Annotated in this window: 11 protein-coding genes; 7 read left to right on the forward strand and 4 right to left on the reverse strand. The window is 61.7% G+C overall.

Annotation, left to right across the window (positions count from 1 at the left end):
- Positions 1 to 44: 44 nt before the first annotated feature.
- Together gstA and gbcB are read right to left on the reverse strand one after the other, a co-directional pair.
- Positions 45 to 650: a glutathione transferase GstA gene (gstA, locus tag D6Z43_RS18030; protein ID WP_120653461.1), complete on the reverse strand. Its 606-nt coding sequence runs from the start codon at positions 648 to 650 to the stop codon at positions 45 to 47.
- A 293-nt stretch (positions 651 to 943) separates the two neighbouring features.
- Positions 944 to 2,047 (reverse strand): glycine-betaine demethylase subunit GbcB, encoded by a 1,104-nt coding sequence (gene gbcB, locus D6Z43_RS18035; RefSeq protein WP_120653462.1) that lies wholly within the window; start codon positions 2,045 to 2,047, stop codon positions 944 to 946.
- A 364-nt stretch (positions 2,048 to 2,411) separates the two neighbouring features.
- Here gbcB and gbcA point away from each other — a divergent pair, with 364 nt between their 5' ends.
- The 5 genes from gbcA (at position 2,412) to D6Z43_RS18065 (ending at position 9,072) form a co-directional block, all read left to right on the forward strand.
- On the forward strand, positions 2,412 to 3,701 hold the full coding sequence (gene gbcA / locus D6Z43_RS18045; RefSeq protein WP_120653463.1) for a glycine-betaine demethylase subunit GbcA: 1,290 nt from the start codon (positions 2,412 to 2,414) through the stop codon (positions 3,699 to 3,701).
- A gap of 491 nt (positions 3,702 to 4,192) precedes the next feature.
- On the forward strand, positions 4,193 to 4,513 hold the full coding sequence (locus D6Z43_RS18050; RefSeq protein ID WP_120653464.1) for a hypothetical protein: 321 nt from the start codon (positions 4,193 to 4,195) through the stop codon (positions 4,511 to 4,513).
- 493 nt (positions 4,514 to 5,006) lie between these two features.
- Positions 5,007 to 5,576, forward strand: coding sequence for a fimbrial protein (locus D6Z43_RS18055; RefSeq protein WP_120653465.1), 570 nt, complete (start codon positions 5,007 to 5,009; stop codon positions 5,574 to 5,576).
- Positions 5,577 to 5,650: 74 nt separating this feature from the next.
- Positions 5,651 to 6,391: a molecular chaperone gene (locus D6Z43_RS18060; protein WP_120653466.1), complete on the forward strand. Its 741-nt coding sequence runs from the start codon at positions 5,651 to 5,653 to the stop codon at positions 6,389 to 6,391.
- Between the two features lie 230 nt (positions 6,392 to 6,621).
- Positions 6,622 to 9,072, forward strand: coding sequence for a fimbria/pilus outer membrane usher protein (locus D6Z43_RS18065; protein ID WP_330115670.1), 2,451 nt, complete (start codon positions 6,622 to 6,624; stop codon positions 9,070 to 9,072).
- A gap of 11 nt (positions 9,073 to 9,083) precedes the next feature.
- Here D6Z43_RS18065 and D6Z43_RS18070 read toward each other — a convergent pair whose 3' ends face one another.
- Entirely contained in the window at positions 9,084 to 9,719 is a 636-nt protein-coding gene (locus D6Z43_RS18070; protein WP_120653468.1) for a response regulator transcription factor, read from the reverse strand.
- 163 nt (positions 9,720 to 9,882) lie between these two features.
- Between D6Z43_RS18070 and D6Z43_RS18075 the strand changes: the two genes are divergently transcribed.
- Positions 9,883 to 11,079 (forward strand): EAL domain-containing protein, encoded by a 1,197-nt coding sequence (locus D6Z43_RS18075; RefSeq protein ID WP_120653469.1) that lies wholly within the window; start codon positions 9,883 to 9,885, stop codon positions 11,077 to 11,079.
- Here the strand turns inward: D6Z43_RS18075 and D6Z43_RS18080 are convergent.
- Positions 11,073 to 14,726: an ATP-binding protein gene (locus tag D6Z43_RS18080; protein ID WP_256660881.1), complete on the reverse strand. Its 3,654-nt coding sequence runs from the start codon at positions 14,724 to 14,726 to the stop codon at positions 11,073 to 11,075. The genes D6Z43_RS18075 and D6Z43_RS18080 overlap by 7 nt on opposite strands.
- A 453-nt stretch (positions 14,727 to 15,179) precedes the next feature.
- On the opposite strand from D6Z43_RS18080, the gene D6Z43_RS18085 reads away from it, so the two are divergent.
- The gene (locus D6Z43_RS18085) at positions 15,180 to 15,812 is read left to right on the forward strand and encodes a response regulator transcription factor (RefSeq protein ID WP_120655299.1); all 633 of its coding nucleotides are present in this window, start codon (positions 15,180 to 15,182) and stop codon (positions 15,810 to 15,812) included.
- The last annotated feature ends 4 nt before the right edge of the window (positions 15,813 to 15,816 follow it).

Consider the following 15,816-nt stretch of genomic DNA (forward strand, 5'->3'; position numbering starts at 1 on the left):
CCTTTCACGATTGAAATCGCTCCCACAGCCGGTTTGCTACTCACTCAGACCAACCCCTCCGCCTTCAACGCCGCCTGCACGGCCGGGAGTGCTGCTACGCGCCCCTGGAAGGCCTGGAGATCGGGGCAGTCGGAGATATCCATGTTCACGAAACCGGTCCAGTTGGTCACCGTGAAGAGATAAGCATCCGCCGCAGTGAAGGCATCGCCGGTGAGGAACTGGCGACCATGCAGCTGTTGCGAAATCCACAGCAGGCGCCGGTGAGCCATGCCGGCGTAGGTGGCCTTGGCCTTTTCATCCAGTGCCGAGTTGAACAGGGCACCCAGTGTCTTGTGCACTTCGCTGTTGATGAACGCCTGCCACTCCATGACGCGATAGCGCAGCAAGTCGCCATGTTGCGGCATCAGGTCGGTGCGCCCGGCCTCGTCGCACAGGTACTGGCAGATCACCGGCCCTTCGGTCAGCGTCTGGCCGTTGTCCAGCTCCAGCAGTGGCACATAACCCTTGGGATTGCTGCGGTAGTAGTCCCAGTTGTCCGCCGTCTTGTGTGTAGCCAGGTCGACCTTCTCCAGGGTGAAGGGCTTGCCTATATCGCACAGGACGATATGCACAGCGAGGGAACAGGCTCCGGGGGAGTAATAGAGTTTCATGGCATGGGCACCTCAGGCAGGTCGCAAGGGACCGGCGCAGGCAGCGCGCCGGCGGAAAAAGGCCCGGACAAGCATAGCGGGGGTTACCCCCACGAACAGTGGACCAGGCTGTGGACAAGCTGTTCGTGCCTGGCGCTTGCCCGCAAGCTGCGCCTTCTGCCGAGGTTTGGTGGTTTTTTCAGCGAATTCAGCAAGTTGCACACAACAGCTGTGCAACGCTGCGTCCACAAGCTGTGGATAGATGGCGCCAGCCCTCGACCGACGCGGGCTGGCAGGAACTGCTCAGAAAACCATCAGTAGTCGATGGACACATCGCCCTTGGGAACGCTGCAGCAGGAAAGGATGTAACCCTCGGCGACGTCTTCGTCGGTGATGCCACCGTTGTGTTCCATCTCCACCTCGCCAGCAGTCTTCATCACCTTGCAGGTTCCGCAGATGCCCATGCCGCAGGCCTTCGGGATGTGCAGGCCGACCTTGGCGGCAGCCGAATGCACGGTTTCGCCCGGCGCCACGCGGATGCTCTTGCCGGTGCTGGTGAACTCCACCAGGTTCATGTCGCCCGCCGGCACTTCGGCAGCGGCTTCGGCCGCCTCGGCAGCATGTTCATTAACTTCCGCGCGAATTTCTGGCGGCGTCGGGCCGAAGGCTTCTTCGTGATAGCGCTTCATGTCGAAGCCGGCAGCTTCCAGCAGGCGCTTGATCGCCGCCATGTAAGGCGTCGGGCCACAGCAGAAGATCTCGCGCTCCATGAAGTCGCCAGCGATCAGGTCGAGCATCGCGCGGTTCAGGTAGCCGCGATAACCGGACCAGGTTTCGCCGATTTCGTACTTCTCGCAGATCAGGTGCAACTTGAAGTTCTCGATGCGCGAAGCCATGTGGCGCAGTTCGCGGTGATAGATGATGTCCTTCGGCGTCCGCGCGCTATGGACGAAGATCATGTCCACCGCGCCATTGGTGTCGAAGAACCAGCGCGCCATGGACATCACCGGGGTGATGCCGACACCACCGGAGAGGAACAGCACCTTTTCCGCCGGGAAGTCGATGGCATTGAACAGGCCGACCGGGCCGTGCACTGGAATCACGTCGCCTTCTTTTAGGTTGTCGTGCAGCCAGTTGGAGACCTTGCCGCCGGGCACGCGCTTGATGGTCAGGGAGAAGCTGTAGGGCACCGACGGCGAGCTGGAGATGGTGTAGGAGCGCATGATCGGCTGGCCGTCGATCTCCAGCTCCAGGGTCACGAATTGCCCCGGCTTGAAGAAGAACACCATCGGTTGGTCGGCCATGAAGCAGAAGGTGCGTACATCCCAGGTTTCCTGGATCGCCTTGACGCAGCGAACCATGTGCCGGCCGTTGGTCCAGGTCTGGGTCGTGATCGGATTGAGGAAGTTGTTGGTCATGGACGCTGCTCCGCGCGTGGCCGGATATCGGCCTAATGTGGCGGATTGTGAATAACGCAAAAACGGCCCATTTACCTGTCCGCGACATTCACATGCTCATCGCGACCTGCCAGCAACCACCGGGGCTTGCGCGTCGGAAACGGATGTTCCCATGTCGCCCGTAGACAAGGTCGTACCTCCCAGCGCCAGCACACTCATTCCCAGCCGAACCATAAGGCTTCCGAGCGAACCACCCTCGCACCCGCAGCAGGGCAGCCAATCGGCAGGCGAGAAACGAGGGCAGGTCACGCCGCCTTGCGTGACAACCGAACCAGCCACTTATTTGCGGCGGTCGCCGGCGCGACCTGCCATTGAGGAGTTACCGATGGACGTCACTTCCACCCTGAGCCTGGGCGATCCGCTTGAACCCGCACGCAAGGCCACGGCCGAAATGCTCCGCGAACGCGATCACAGCTTCTCCCTGCCGCAGCCGTTCTACAACGATGAGCGCCTGTTCCAGATCGACATGCAGGAGATCTTCCACAAGGAGTGGCTGATCGCCGGCATGACCTGCGAAATCCCCGCCAAGGGCAACTACCTGACCCTGCAGATCGGCGACAACCCGATCATCGTCATTCGTGGCGCCGAGGGCCAGGTTCATGCCTTCCACAACGTCTGCCGCCACCGTGGCTCGCGCCTTTGCGTCAGTGAAAAGGGCAAGGTCGCCAAGCTGGTCTGCCCCTACCACCAGTGGACCTACGAGATTGACGGTCGCCTGCTGTTCGCCGGCACCGAGATGGGCGCCGACTTCGACATGAAGGAATACGGCCTGAAACCGGTGAACGTGAAGACCGCCGGCGGCTATATCTTCATCTCCCTGGCCGAGAACCCGCCGGCCATCGACGATTTCCTCGCCACCCTGGCTCACTACATGGAGCCGTACGACATGGAGAACACCAAGGTGGCCGTGCAGACCACCTTGAAGGAAGCGGCCAACTGGAAGCTGGTGCTCGAGAACAACCGCGAGTGCTACCACTGCAACGGTTCGCACCCGGAGCTGTTGAAGACCCTGCTGGAATGGGACGACGTCACCGACCCGCGCGCCAGCCAGGCCTTCAAGGACCAGGTCGCCGCCTGCACCAAGGCCTGGGACGAGGAGAAGATCCCCTACGCCCACGCCAGCTTCGGCCTGCGCAACCGTATCGTGCGCATGCCCCTGCTCGACGGCACCGTTTCCATGACCATGGACGGCAAACAGGGCAGCAAGAAACTCATGGGCCGCATCAAGAACCCGGACCTGGGCTCCATGCGCATCCTCCACCTGCCGCATTCCTGGAACCACTGCATGGGCGATCACATGATCGTGTTCACCGTGTGGCCCATCAGTGCCCAGGAAACCGTTGTCACCACCAAATGGCTGGTACACAAGGACGCGGTAGAAGGTGTGGACTACGACGTGCAGCGCCTGCGTGAAGTCTGGGATGCCACCAACGACCAGGACCGCCGCCTGGCCGAAGAGAACCAGCGCGGCATCAACTCCACGGCCTACCAGCCCGGCCCGTACTCCAAGACCTACGAGTTCGGCGTGATCAACTTCCTCGACTGGTACAGCGAACGCATGCTCAACAACCTGGGCGATACCCCGGCCACCAAGCTGCGCCAGGTCAACGAGTAATTCATCCAGAGAGCTCCGCGAGGCGACCTCGGTCGTCCTCCTGGAGCCGGAGGAACAGCCATGTCCGTATGCCTGGGCTTCGCTATTCTCCTGACGTTTTACGGACTGGCCTCGAGCCTGCTCAAGGCCTGGTCCGAACGATCACACTGAGGTCCCCAAGGACCACCCTCGCCCTCGTCGGGATGTCGGCCCTGACGGGGGCTTTTTTTGCCGGCCATTCCTGATCGCTGCGAGCCAGCGCCCTTCCTGACACACCGTCAACCAAGAAAAACCTTCAATGATCTCCAGATACTCAGAGAGATTGGTTGTGTGAAATTTCCCATTCCAGACGAATTGAGGATAAACACACACTCCTTATAGGAAATCTCCGAAGGATGCGAAGCGACTTCAGACGGACCGCGAATTCCTACAGAAAAATCGGAAACCTCAAGATCTAGTACGTCAGAGCCGTCTGATCTTTACTGACCCTACGTCAGACAGAGGGTAATGCCATGAAGAAAATCCTTATCTCCGTAGCGCTGCTGCTGACCGTAATTTCAGCGGTTTCTCACGCAAGCGACGGTAAGACGACTCATGGAGTCATTCACTTCGTAGGAAGCATTGAGAGGGGGCCATGTGAGTATTCCACAGCCACCTGGCACCGGCATGCGGGTCGCGCCAACGGCATCAGCCCAAACGGCGCCGGAGCAGTCCCCGCCGCGAGCGGGCTGTGCGCAGGAGTGGCTGACACGTCCTCCATCAGCACCTTTGAAGTCGCCAGCACCTCCAGCTCGACGATCCGCGGCAAGGTGGTGGTAGTCACGTTCAACTGAATGCACCAGGCCCCCACCGGACCTTGTCAGGCCCCCGGTGGAGGCAGCGCCCCACCGCACGTTCTATCGCAGAACAGAGGGTGTTTAATCACGAAATGTCGGGTCTTCCATCAGGTGATCCGAGATACAGATCGACCACGCCCTCGCGCAGAATCCATTCCAACCCGGGCAGGCACACAAGCTCCTGAACGTCGGGCTGCACCCGGGTCTGAAACCGACGCCTCGCCTGACTTCCTTTCTTTGCACGCTTCGCCACAAAGCACCAAGAGACTCGCGAAAGCCATGCAACAGGGCCGCTGACAAGTTTCACGACGTTTTCCAGCCCCGCCGAAAGTGGCCTTGAGAAATCGGCGAGAAACGAGCTACCGACGTCGTCGTAAATTCCTTACAGAGCCAAGAACCCCATCCGACATACCCAAAACTCAACAGGGATTATCGTGGCCCGGCATTTCGATGCAGCACTTTTCGTGATCAATTTATCTTGGAGTAAAGAATGAAAAAGCTCTCCCTCGCGTTCCTCGCCACGTCCGTCATCGCCGCCAGCGGCTCCGCCTTCGCCGCCACCGATGCTGGTCATGGCCAGATCAACTTCACCGGCATGATCAACAACGACGCCTGCTCGGTCGAAGGCGCCGCCGGCAAGGACAAATCCGTTTCCGTACCTATGGGCACCGTCTCCATCAAGGACATGGGCAGCGACACCGCACCAACCGGTGGCCGCCTGGCAGCCGCTGACTTCAACCTGAAGATCAACTGCAACGAAGGCACCAAGGTTGCCATGCTGTTCGACGCCAAGTCCGGCTCCGGCGTCGTTGCCGGTAAAAAGGTCCTGGCCCTGAACCCCGGCACCGAGTCCGCCAAGAACGTCGGCATCGCCATCATGGACAGCAATGGCCAGATCGTCGACCTGAGCGCCCCGGCTACCGCCAAGATCGAGAGCGAGCTGAACGGTGCCGACGCCACCCTCACCTTCTCGGCCGCCTACGTCACCACCGCTGACCCGAAGTCCGCCACTGCGGGTAAAGGTGACGCGACCCTGCCGTTCACCCTGCAGTACGAATAAGCCGGTACTGCGTCCCTGAAGATGGGCGAGGCCACCCGGCCTCGCCACCTCCCTGGTACCTGGTGGTAAAGCCTATGCTCCGTCGTACGATCTCTGCCTGCCTGGGCGCACTGAGCCTGGTGCTGGCGTCCCAAACTTTCGCGGGAATATCCCTCAGCTCCACCCGCATCATTCTCAACAGCGCCGACAAAGAGGCCAGCGTCACCGTCCGAAATGGCGGCCAAGATGTCCTGGTCCAGTCATGGATCGATAGCGCAAATGACACGGACGCCCCCCCACCTTTTGCCGTGACCCCACCCCTGGCACGCGTCCCGGCGAACGAGCAGCAGTTACTTCGCGTCCTGTTCGAGGGTAGCGGCATGCCCGGCGACAGGGAGTCGGTGGTGTGGCTGAACGTCCAGGAAATCCCCCAGGCCACGGCTGCCGAGAACACGCTGCAACTGGCGGTACGCCAGCGGATCAAGGTGTTCTTCCGCCCGGCGGGCCTGAACGGTGAAGCCAGCAAGGCCCCCGAGCAACTGCAGTGGCAGTTGGTGTCCAAGGCCGGCAAGACAGAGCTCAAAGTGCGCAACCCCGGCAACTATCACGTGTCCATGAGCGACGTGAAGCTGGGAAGCGAAGTGGCCGTCGAATCCGTGATGGTCGCACCTGGCGACGAGAAGACGTTCAGCATCCCGCGTCCGATCTCCGCGGGCTCCGTCGAGCTGTCGTTCTCCAGCATCAATGACTACGGCGCACAGGTGCCTTACTCCGCACGGCTCTCGACCGGCAGCTCCGCGGGCACCTCGGCAAAACGCTCCGACCGGGCGTCGTAACGGCCCCTTCCCTAATCCTCTGGTTCACCTCTGGCGGGCGTCACAGGCTCCTGCCTGGCACCGCTCATTCACCGGGGGTGAACCAGGCTTTTCGCAGGCATTGAGAAATGAGCAATTGGCCCAGTCACCCATCGGAGCAGAACGCGAAGTTGGCGGCAGCCAACCGGCAGCCCCCGCCGATGATACGCCCCAGCAGACTCGCGCTAGCCATTGCCCTGGCTCTTCCCTCGATGGTATTCGGCGCCGAGCATCCCGAACCGCTGCCGGTGGAAGATCCACAGATCGAATCGTTCAACACCACCTTTCTGAAAGGCGCGCCTTCCGCAGTCGATCTGCAGAACCTTCTGCAGGCTAACAGCGTCCTGCCCGGCAACTATCGGGTTGACCTTTACACCAATGGAATACTGGTCGGCCGCCGGGACATCGACTTCCTGCGCAACCCGCAAACCAGTGTCGTCGAGCCCTGCCTGAACTTCGACCTGCTGCAGTTGTTGGGCATCGACATGGCCAAGCTGATAGAGCAAGGCAGGCTCAGCCCCGAGGCGGACGATACCTGTCTTGATCTGGCGACGCTGATCGACCAGGCCGTACTGCGTTTCGACTCGACCCGCCTGCGCCTGAACGCCAGCATCCCCCAGGTCGCCATGCTTCGGGGCCGTCGTGGCTACGTTGATCCGGCGCTCTGGGACAACGGCGTCAACGCGGCTTTCGTCAACTACCAGTTCAATGCCAACCGGAGCCGGGATGACTACGGCCGGCAGACTGCCAACAACATGGGCCTGCGAAGTGGCATCAACCTCGGTTCCTGGCGCCTGCGCAACGAATCCAACTATCGGACCGGTACTGGCCGGCCGAGTACCTTCAAGAGCAACCGCACCTATCTGCAGCACGATGTCACCCGCCTCAAGGGGCAGTTCACCCTGGGCGAGATCTACTCCGATGCCGACCTGTTCGACAGCGTGCGCTATCGCGGCATCAAGCTGGCGTCCGACGAAGCCATGCGCGCAGACAGCGAGCGCGGATACGCGCCGGTCATTCGCGGCGTGGCGGAAACCAACGCAACGGTGGAAATCCGCCAGAACGATTACATCCTCTACTCCACGACCGTTTCACCGGGTCCGTTCGAGATCAGCGACATCTACCCCACCGGCTCCAATGGCGACCTGGAAGTCACCATCATCGAGGCTGATGGCCGCCGCCGAGTAAGCCGGCAGGCCTTCTCCAGCCTGCCGACCATGGTCCGCGAAGGTCAATTGAAGTACAGCGTTTCAGCCGGTGAGTTCAACAGCAACAGTGATGACCAGCAGACGCCTGGATTTGTCAGCGGTACTGCCGCCTATGGCGTGAGCAGCAACCTCACCAGCATTGTCGGCGCCCAGGCGACCCAGGATTTCAACGCCGTTTCGGTCGGTGCCGGCCGCAACACGTCGCTTGGCGCTGTGTCAGTCGACCTGACCCACTCAGCCAGCAAGGTGCGCGGACTTTCCGCGCGTGGTAACAGCTTGCGGGCGCTGTACGCCAAAACCTTCACTGGAACCGATACCAGCTTCACCCTGGCGGCCTACCGCTATTCCACCGAGGGCTACCGGACGCTCTCCGATCATGTCCAGGAGCTCAGCAGCGGCATGCCGGCTACCAGTGGCCGCTCGAAAATCCGTACCGACCTGACCGTCAACCAGACCCTGGGGCAGCGCCAATACGGCAACCTCTACATCAACGCCAGCGACGAGCGCTACTGGAATCGTGGAGGATCGCGCAGCTATTCCGCCGGCTACTCCAATGGCTGGCGCGACGTCAGCTACAGCTTCAGCGTGAGCCAGACGCGAAACATCGGCTCCTCCGGCCAGTCGAACGACGACACCCAGTTCAACCTGTCCGTCTCCTTCCCGCTGGGGTCGAGACCACGCGCGCCACGTGCCTATGTCTCGACCACCAGCCAGAAGCACAGCGACAGCACCCAGGTAGGGGTTAACGGCTACCTGTCCGATGACAACGATACTTCCTACTCGGTGCAGGGCAGCAAGAACAGCGGCAGTGGCAGCTCAGCATCGGCCAGCCTGAACAGCCGCACGTCGATGGCGGACATAACCCTGGGTTACAGCAAAGGCAGCGGCTATACGGCAGAGAGCCTCACCCTGGCCGGCTCCGTTGTCGCCCATGCAGGCGGGATCAACCTGGGCCAGCCAGTGGGCGAGACGTTCGCCCTGGTGGAAGTCCCCGATATCCCAGGCGTTGGCCTCAGCAACTACAGCGGTGTGAAAACCGGTTACAACGGCTATGCGGTAATGCCCAACGCCCAACCCTACCGGGTCAACTGGATCACTCTGGACACTCGCAACCTTGGCGGCGGTATCGAAATCGAAAACGCCACGCAGCAGGTGGTACCACGCCGCGGAGCTATAGTCCGGGCCCGGTACGAAGGGAAAAAGGGTCGCCGCGTCCAGTTCCAGCTGTTCGACAGCCTGGGCGAGCCTATTCCGTTCGGCGCCTCGCTGGAGGATGCCAGTGGCAAGCAGCTCGCCATCTCGGACCCGAGCGGACGGGCTCTGGCTATGGTCGAAGAAGAGCAGGCCACGCTGACCATCAAGTGGAGCGGCAAGCAGTGCTCCGCCCCCTACGCGCTACCGCCGCAGGACAAATCCAGCAACTACCAGCGCTATCGGCTCAACTGCCAGGGCTGACGGACGAAAAGTCAGCCTTCGGGTCGTTCTGCAAGGTCATTGCGACGGGCGAATTCGATCAGCTCCAGCAAAGACCCGAGGTTGAGCTTCTGCTGAATGCGAGTCTTGTAGGTGCTGATGGTCTTGTTGCTAAGCAGCATGCGCTCGCCAATTTCCTTGTTCGACAGGCCGGTCGCCAGGTACTGCAAAACCATCAGTTCCTGGTTGGACAACCGCTCCACCAGCTCACTTTCGCTCAGCACGGGTGTCTGGCTGCCATTCAGCGAAGTGGACGGAAAGACCGTGAATCCAGCGTTGATGGCGTTGATGGCCGTCAGCAGGTTCTGCAAGTCCTCTTCCTTGCTGACAAAGCCCTTTGCCCCTGCCTGGAAGCAGCGCTGGGCGAAGCCCTCCGCCGATTGCGAGGTCAGCACCAGCACATGACTGTCCAGTCCCAGCGCCTGGATTCGCGAGATGACATTCAGGCCATCGAGACGTGGAATGCCGATATCCAGAATGACGATATCCGGCTCATGCTGGCGGATCAGCTGCAAGGCATCGACGCCATTGTCAGCCTCACCGACGACTTCCATCCCATTGCGCTCCAGCAACATGCGGACGGCCATGCGAATCACTGGATGATCGTCGACGATCAGGGCACTTCTCATTGCAACCTCGAAAAAGGGGCCAGACATCCATGACGCTGCACCCAAATTTGGCCGAAGCCGACCACCGATGAAATTTCCTACAGCCGCCTAGGAAGCATCGCCTAGCTGGAGGCGTGCATCGCTATGTAACTTGGCCGTTATCCCAAATTATGTCGAGCCCGCCATGAAGAACCTGAGCATTCTGGTCCTGGAAGACGAACCGTTCCAGCGCCTGATCGCTGTGACCGCCCTTCGGCAGCTGGGGCTCGTGAATATCCACGAAGCGGAGGACGGTGCCAGCGCCTTGTCCCTGCTCAAATCCTGCGGCGGGGTCGACATCGCGTTCTGCGACCTGCGCATGGCCGGCATGGATGGAGCAGCCTTCCTCCGCCATGCCAGCCAGGCCGGCGTCATCCGTTCGGTGATCCTCAGCAGCGAAGTGGAACCCGAGCTGCGTCAAGCAACAATAGCCATGATCCGCTGCCTTGGATTGGACTTCCTCGGTGACCTCGGCAAGCCCTTCGACATGCAGCGCGCAGCCGGCCTGCTGGAACGCCACGCCGCACTTCCGGCAAGGATAGAAGCCTTCACCACGACGAGCGCGCCACCCACTCTGGAGGAGATCCTCGAGGGCCTGGCGCAAGGTGAATTCGAGCCGTTCTTCCAGCCGAAGGTGTGCATGGAAAGCGGTGAACTGCACGGCGCCGAAGTTCTCGCGCGCTGGCGCCACCCACAGCGGGGCCTGTTGTCGCCGGGCCATTTCCTGCCCGTCATGGAACGCCATGGCCTGATCGATCGCCTGTTCTGGCAGCTCGTCGAACAAGGCCTCGAACTGCAACAGGAACTCGCCCGCAGCGGCCGTCAGGTGAACCTCGCCTTCAATATCCATCCCCGGCAACTGGGCAACCTCGACATCGCCGAGCGCGTTGGCCTGGCCTTGGAATCGGCTGGGCTGCCAGGCTCCGGACTGACCTTCGAGCTCACGGAAACCGGCCTGGTAGAAGCGCCAGCAGCCAGCCTGGAAAGCCTCGTTCGCCTGCGCCTGATGGGTTGTGGACTGGCCATGGATGACTTCGGTGCCGGCTACTCATCACTGGATCGCCTGTGTGAACTGCCCTTCAGCCAGGTCAAGCTGGATGCCGCCTTCGTCCGCAAGCTGAACAACCAGCCACGCAGCCGGGCGATCATCAGCAGCGCCGTCGCCATGGCCGATGCCATGGACCTGACCCTGGTGGTGGAAGGTGTGGAAACCAACGAGCAGCGTGACCGTCTGCTGTCACTCGGTTGCAAGGTGGCGCAGGGGTTTCTCTTCGCGCGGCCACTGGATCGCAGTAGCTTCCGTAACCTGCTGGCCAATCATCCGCAGCCCGGAATTCACTGATCCCCCTGGGCCATCTCTGCCAACAACGCGCTTTCCAGCTCCAGCATCGCCCCGCGCAGTCTGTCCGCACCCGCGCGCAGGTCGGAGGGTTGTGGCGCTGGTAGCTTGCACGCCTGTTCGAGACTGTTGCAGGCGGCGATCAGCGTCTCCGCCCGGATCACGCGTGCGGCACCCTTGAGTCGGTGGGCGAGTTCCGCCAGTGCCGGCGCATCGCTCTTCCCGGCCAACTCGACCAAGGGCGCCAGATCCCGGCGATTGGTCTCCAGCAACTCGTTCACCAGATTGCGGATCAGCACGCTATCACCGCCGGTTAGCGGTGCCAGTGGCGACAGGTCGAACAGCGCGGTACCCGTCGATGCTGGCGTCGAGTTCGTATCGGCCACGGGCACGCCTCCAGACGCCCCCCAAAGCTTTTCTTCCAGCAGGTCGAGGCCGATTGGTTTGATCAGGCAGTCGTCCATGCCAGCCTGCAGTCCCCGCTCGACTTCTTCCGGCTGGGCATCGGCCGTAAGCCCGAGAATAAGCGTCGGCGGACGCAGCCCCTGGCGCTCTTCGGCGCGAACAGCGCGGGCAAGGTCGGCGCCATTCATCCGTGGCATATGGCAATCGGTGGCAATCACATCGAACGGATACGCCCGCCAGGCAGCGAGGGCCTCCACGCCATTCTCGACCGCAACCACTTCGTGTCCCAGGTAACCCAGTTGCTGGGCGAGGATCTGCCGATTCACCGGGTGATCATCGACCACCAGCACGCGCAACCTGCGGCGTTGCAGTACGCCATCGGACGAGGGCAGCGCCGGCTCGTCGACAGACTCGAGACGATGCAGGCGCAGCTCCACGTCGATCCGCGTGCCCTGGCCGGGCGTGCTGGTCAGGTTCAGCCGGCCACCCATCATTTCGCAGAGCGACCGGCTGATGACCAGCCCCAGGCCTGCGCCTTCTGTCTGGTGATTGCCACGCTCCACCTGGGCGAAGGGGCGGAACAGCCGCCCTTGCTCCTCCTGCGAGATACCGATGCCGGTGTCTTCGACAGCCAGATGGACACGCAGCAGTTCGCCTTCCAGTTCCTCACCGTGGATGTGCACACGAACATTGCCTTCGCGGGTGAATTTGATGGCGTTGCTGATCAGGTTGGAGAGGATCTGCTTGAAGCGCAGGGCGTCCACCAGCACGTCGCCCTGGATACTGGAATCGATATCCAGCAACAGGCTCAAGCGTTTCTGCCGCGCCAGCCCGTCGAACACCCTTGCCACCGACTCCACCAGCTCGCGCAGGCTGGCCCGTTGTGGCGCCAGGCTGAGCCGGCCCGACTCGATACGGGCGATATCGAGGATGTCGCCGAGCAGCGCCAGCAAGCTTCGCGCCGAGCCGTAGGCGACTTCGATGCTGGAGCGGTCGATGGGCTGATCGGCAGCGCGCTTCAATGCCAGCTCGAGGATTCCGATCACGGCGTTCATCGGCGTACGGATCTCGTGGCTCATGGTCGCGAGGAACGTAGTCTTGGCCCGGCTGGCTTCATCGGCCAGGTTCTTGGCCGACTCCAGCTCCTGCACCAGATGACGATGCTCCGTGATGTCGAGCCACCCGCAGATCACGCCCTTCACCTTGCCGGTGGAGTCCTGGAAGGGCTGGATCCAGTGATCGATCCACAGGCTCTTGCCGCCGAGTCGAACGTGGTGGACGCCCTTGATCATCCGCCCTTCCGCCATGGCCTGGAGGTACAGGCGGTGGAATTCCGGTGCTGCCTCGAAAACATCCGCGGGCAGCTCCATCGCGGTGAGGCCACGCCCCTGTTCCGGAGCCAGTCTGAGGCTGGTCGAATAGCTGCGGTTGCACGATAGCAGCCGCCCCTCGGTATCCCGCACATAGAGCGGTGGCGGCATGCTGTCGGTCAGGGTTTCGATGAAGCGCAGCTCGTCGCTGAGCTGGCGCTCGGCCGTCTGTCGGCGACGCACCTCGCGCCGCAGGTGCAGGACCCAGGCCAGAACGAGCAGCAACAACAGGGCCGAACCGATGAGGATGCGCTGAATCAGCGTGCTGTAGTCGCGCCAGGTCTGCGGGCTCATGCCCTGGCTTCCGCGCCAGCGATTGGAGGCTGCGTTCAGCTCGTCCGGCGAAATGCTGGCCAGGGCTTTCTCGATGATCGAGTACAACTCGGTATCGGCGCGGCGCACGGCGAAATTGGCAAGCGCCGGTTCGATGGGTACCAGGGTCGCGATCTTCAAACTGTTCTCGAACAGGGGCACGGTGTAGTACTGCGCCACCGGCATTGCCACCAACGCATAGTCAGCCTCGCCGGACCGGACCATGTTCATGGCATCCAGAGAGGAAACGGCGTCGACCAGTTGCATCTCCGGGTAGACCCGGTGGACCTCTTCCCGGGCCACGTTACCCCGGCTGACGGCCAGGCGCTGACCGCTCCTCCCGATCGGCTCGGCCTGCCCGCCTGCGTCCATGCGCGCCACCAGCACAAAGGGGCTGCTGGCGATAGGCCGGGTGAAGCGCAGCTGGCCTTCGCGCTCCTTGCTGGGGGTCAGGATGGCCAGGTCCGCATCGCCGCTTTGCAGGTTTTCGAGTTGGCGTGCCGGCCCCCCGGCATGACTGACTGCCTCGAAGCGCAGCCCGGTGCGTACCGAGACCATTTCCAACAGGTCCGCCACAACGCCACGCAACTGCCCGCTGTCGTCGAAGTACGCCAGCGGTGCCTTGTCGTCGTCTATCACCAGCCGCACGACTGGATGGGATTGCGTCCAGCGTGCTTCCTCGGGGGTTAGCGGCTGCAGGTCGCGCACTGGAATCACACCAATGCCCATCCAGCGCCGGGATATCTCGTCGAGCCGCGCCCGGCCAACCGCCCGCAGTGTGGCATCGAGGCTACGCAACAGGCGCTGGTCCTGCTCCCGAACGATGAATGCGATACCGACATCCGGCTGGTCGACAAAGCGGTCGAACCTGGCCATGCCGTAGAAGTTGCGGTTGAGCTGGTAATAGACCGGAAGCAGGTCGCCAAGCAGCAAGTCAGCCTCGCCGAACGCCACCGCCGCCAGACCATCCTCCACCGATCGGGCAACAACCTGCCGCGCGCCGGGATAACGCTGGCCGAGGGCCTGGTCGTGCCCAGGCACCAGGGCTACGGTGATGCCGGCAAGGTCCTGCGGGAAGTCGCGCTTATCGTCATAGCGGCGAAACAGCGCCAGGCGATCGGTCGCAATGGGCAGACTGCGAACGACCGGCAGGCCGGCACCGTCCTGCCCGTCGCCAACCAGCAGGTCAATCTCGCCGGCGACCAGGGCCTGCAGCAGGGCCGGCCGGTCAGCATAACGACGCAGCCGGACCTGCATGCCGAGCAATTGCTGGACCAGTGCCATAGCGTCGGCCGCGATGCCCTCGTAGCCACCAGCACGTCCGATGATTTCCATGGGCGCGAACTCGCCACCCGCAACCCCCAGCACCAGCTCGCGCTTTTGCCGTAGCCAGTGCCAGTCTTCCTCGCTGATCAGCAGTTCCTGCTGGTCGACCACCAGTTGGCTGGAAAGGACTAGTGGGCGGGCATCCTCCCAAGCGTAGGCAGCTGTCCCGGCCAGAAATAGCCAGCAGAGGAACAGGACAGGCAGCAGCCGTGCTCTGGAAATGAAATTACAGGTCACCTGGCCAGTCCGCCTCGAAGAATTGAATGAACAGAACATTAGTTGAGATAGGGCACTTTAATCGGGCTGGGGAACACTCCAGGAAGCTTGCCTACAGGCGCTGTAGGAAACTTCCTAAACGTCAAATCAAAAGGCAAACCGCCAATATACTTCCGGCCCTGAACATTCACCCGCTACTTGAGATACCCAAAAACAGTGCTGGCAAGCCTCAAGGGCAGGTGAAAGTTAGTACGAAGTTATCGGATCAGTCTGAACGACAAGTTGCTTAGATTCTGAATAGGATTTCAGTTAATGCCAACTTGACTCATCTCGGCGCTGAGCGAAACGAACCCAAACCTCAATGGGCCGGCGTGGCCATCCGCATCTTCGATAGCCCCCCCGTTTTCAACGGCAATTTCAGAAGGCCTGTGAGCGCTCCGTACTCATTGGAAACCTGACATGGAGAACCAACAGATGAACAAGGTACTGCTGATCGACAATCAGTCCATGATCCGATTTGCAACTCGTGTACTGCTGGAGCGAGAAGACTACGAAGTGGTCGGTGAGACCGAGAGCGGCGTAGAAGGCCTGAGCATGGCGCGTGCGCTTCGCCCCGACCTGGTGATTCTGGATATCGCCATTCCCAAGCTCGATGGCCTGGAAGTGCTGGGCCGGCTCAGCAGCATGGACGCCAACCTCAAGCTGCTGGTGCTGACATCGCTGCCGGCCTCGCTGTATGCCAACCGCTGCCTGCAGGCGGGCGCCACCGGCTACATGTCCAAGCAGGAACAGGCGGTCAGCCTGATCTCGGCCGTGCGATCGGTATTGTCCGGGTACAGCCTGTTCCCCAGCACCGTGCACCTGCCGGATTCCTCGCAGCGCGGAGAATGCAGCGATAGCCATCTGCTGGATACGCTGTCCGACCGCGAGCTGGCGGTCCTGCAGAATCTGGCTAATGGCAAGAACAACCAGGAAATCGCCAAGCAGCTGTTCATCAGCCACAAGACAGTAAGTACCTACAAATCCCGTTTGATGGACAAGCTGAAGACCCGCAACCAGGTCGACCTGATCGACTTCGCCCGCCGTTACGTGGTACCCACCCCCTGAGCGC

Origin of the sequence: Pseudomonas sp. DY-1 (assembly GCF_003626975.1) — a bacterium.
Taxonomy (GTDB): domain Bacteria; phylum Pseudomonadota; class Gammaproteobacteria; order Pseudomonadales; family Pseudomonadaceae; genus Metapseudomonas.

What these genes read in the sequence shown, in the direction of transcription:
- D6Z43_RS18060 (WP_120653466.1), top strand. Translation starts at nt 5,651, where the DNA reads ATGCTCCGTCGTACGATCTCTGCCTGCCTGGGCGCACTGAGCCTGGTG.
- D6Z43_RS18065 (WP_330115670.1), top strand. Translation starts at nt 6,622, where the DNA reads ATGGTATTCGGCGCCGAGCATCCCGAACCGCTGCCGGTGGAAGATCCA.
- gbcA (WP_120653463.1), top strand. Translation starts at nt 2,412, where the DNA reads ATGGACGTCACTTCCACCCTGAGCCTGGGCGATCCGCTTGAACCCGCA.
- D6Z43_RS18085 (WP_120655299.1), top strand. Translation starts at nt 15,180, where the DNA reads ATGAACAAGGTACTGCTGATCGACAATCAGTCCATGATCCGATTTGCA.
- gbcB (WP_120653462.1), bottom strand. Translation starts at nt 2,047, where the DNA reads ATGACCAACAACTTCCTCAATCCGATCACGACCCAGACCTGGACCAAC.
- D6Z43_RS18055 (WP_120653465.1), top strand. Translation starts at nt 5,007, where the DNA reads ATGAAAAAGCTCTCCCTCGCGTTCCTCGCCACGTCCGTCATCGCCGCC.
- D6Z43_RS18070 (WP_120653468.1), bottom strand. Translation starts at nt 9,719, where the DNA reads ATGAGAAGTGCCCTGATCGTCGACGATCATCCAGTGATTCGCATGGCC.
- D6Z43_RS18075 (WP_120653469.1), top strand. Translation starts at nt 9,883, where the DNA reads ATGAAGAACCTGAGCATTCTGGTCCTGGAAGACGAACCGTTCCAGCGC.
- gstA (WP_120653461.1), bottom strand. Translation starts at nt 650, where the DNA reads ATGAAACTCTATTACTCCCCCGGAGCCTGTTCCCTCGCTGTGCATATC.
- D6Z43_RS18050 (WP_120653464.1), top strand. Translation starts at nt 4,193, where the DNA reads ATGAAGAAAATCCTTATCTCCGTAGCGCTGCTGCTGACCGTAATTTCA.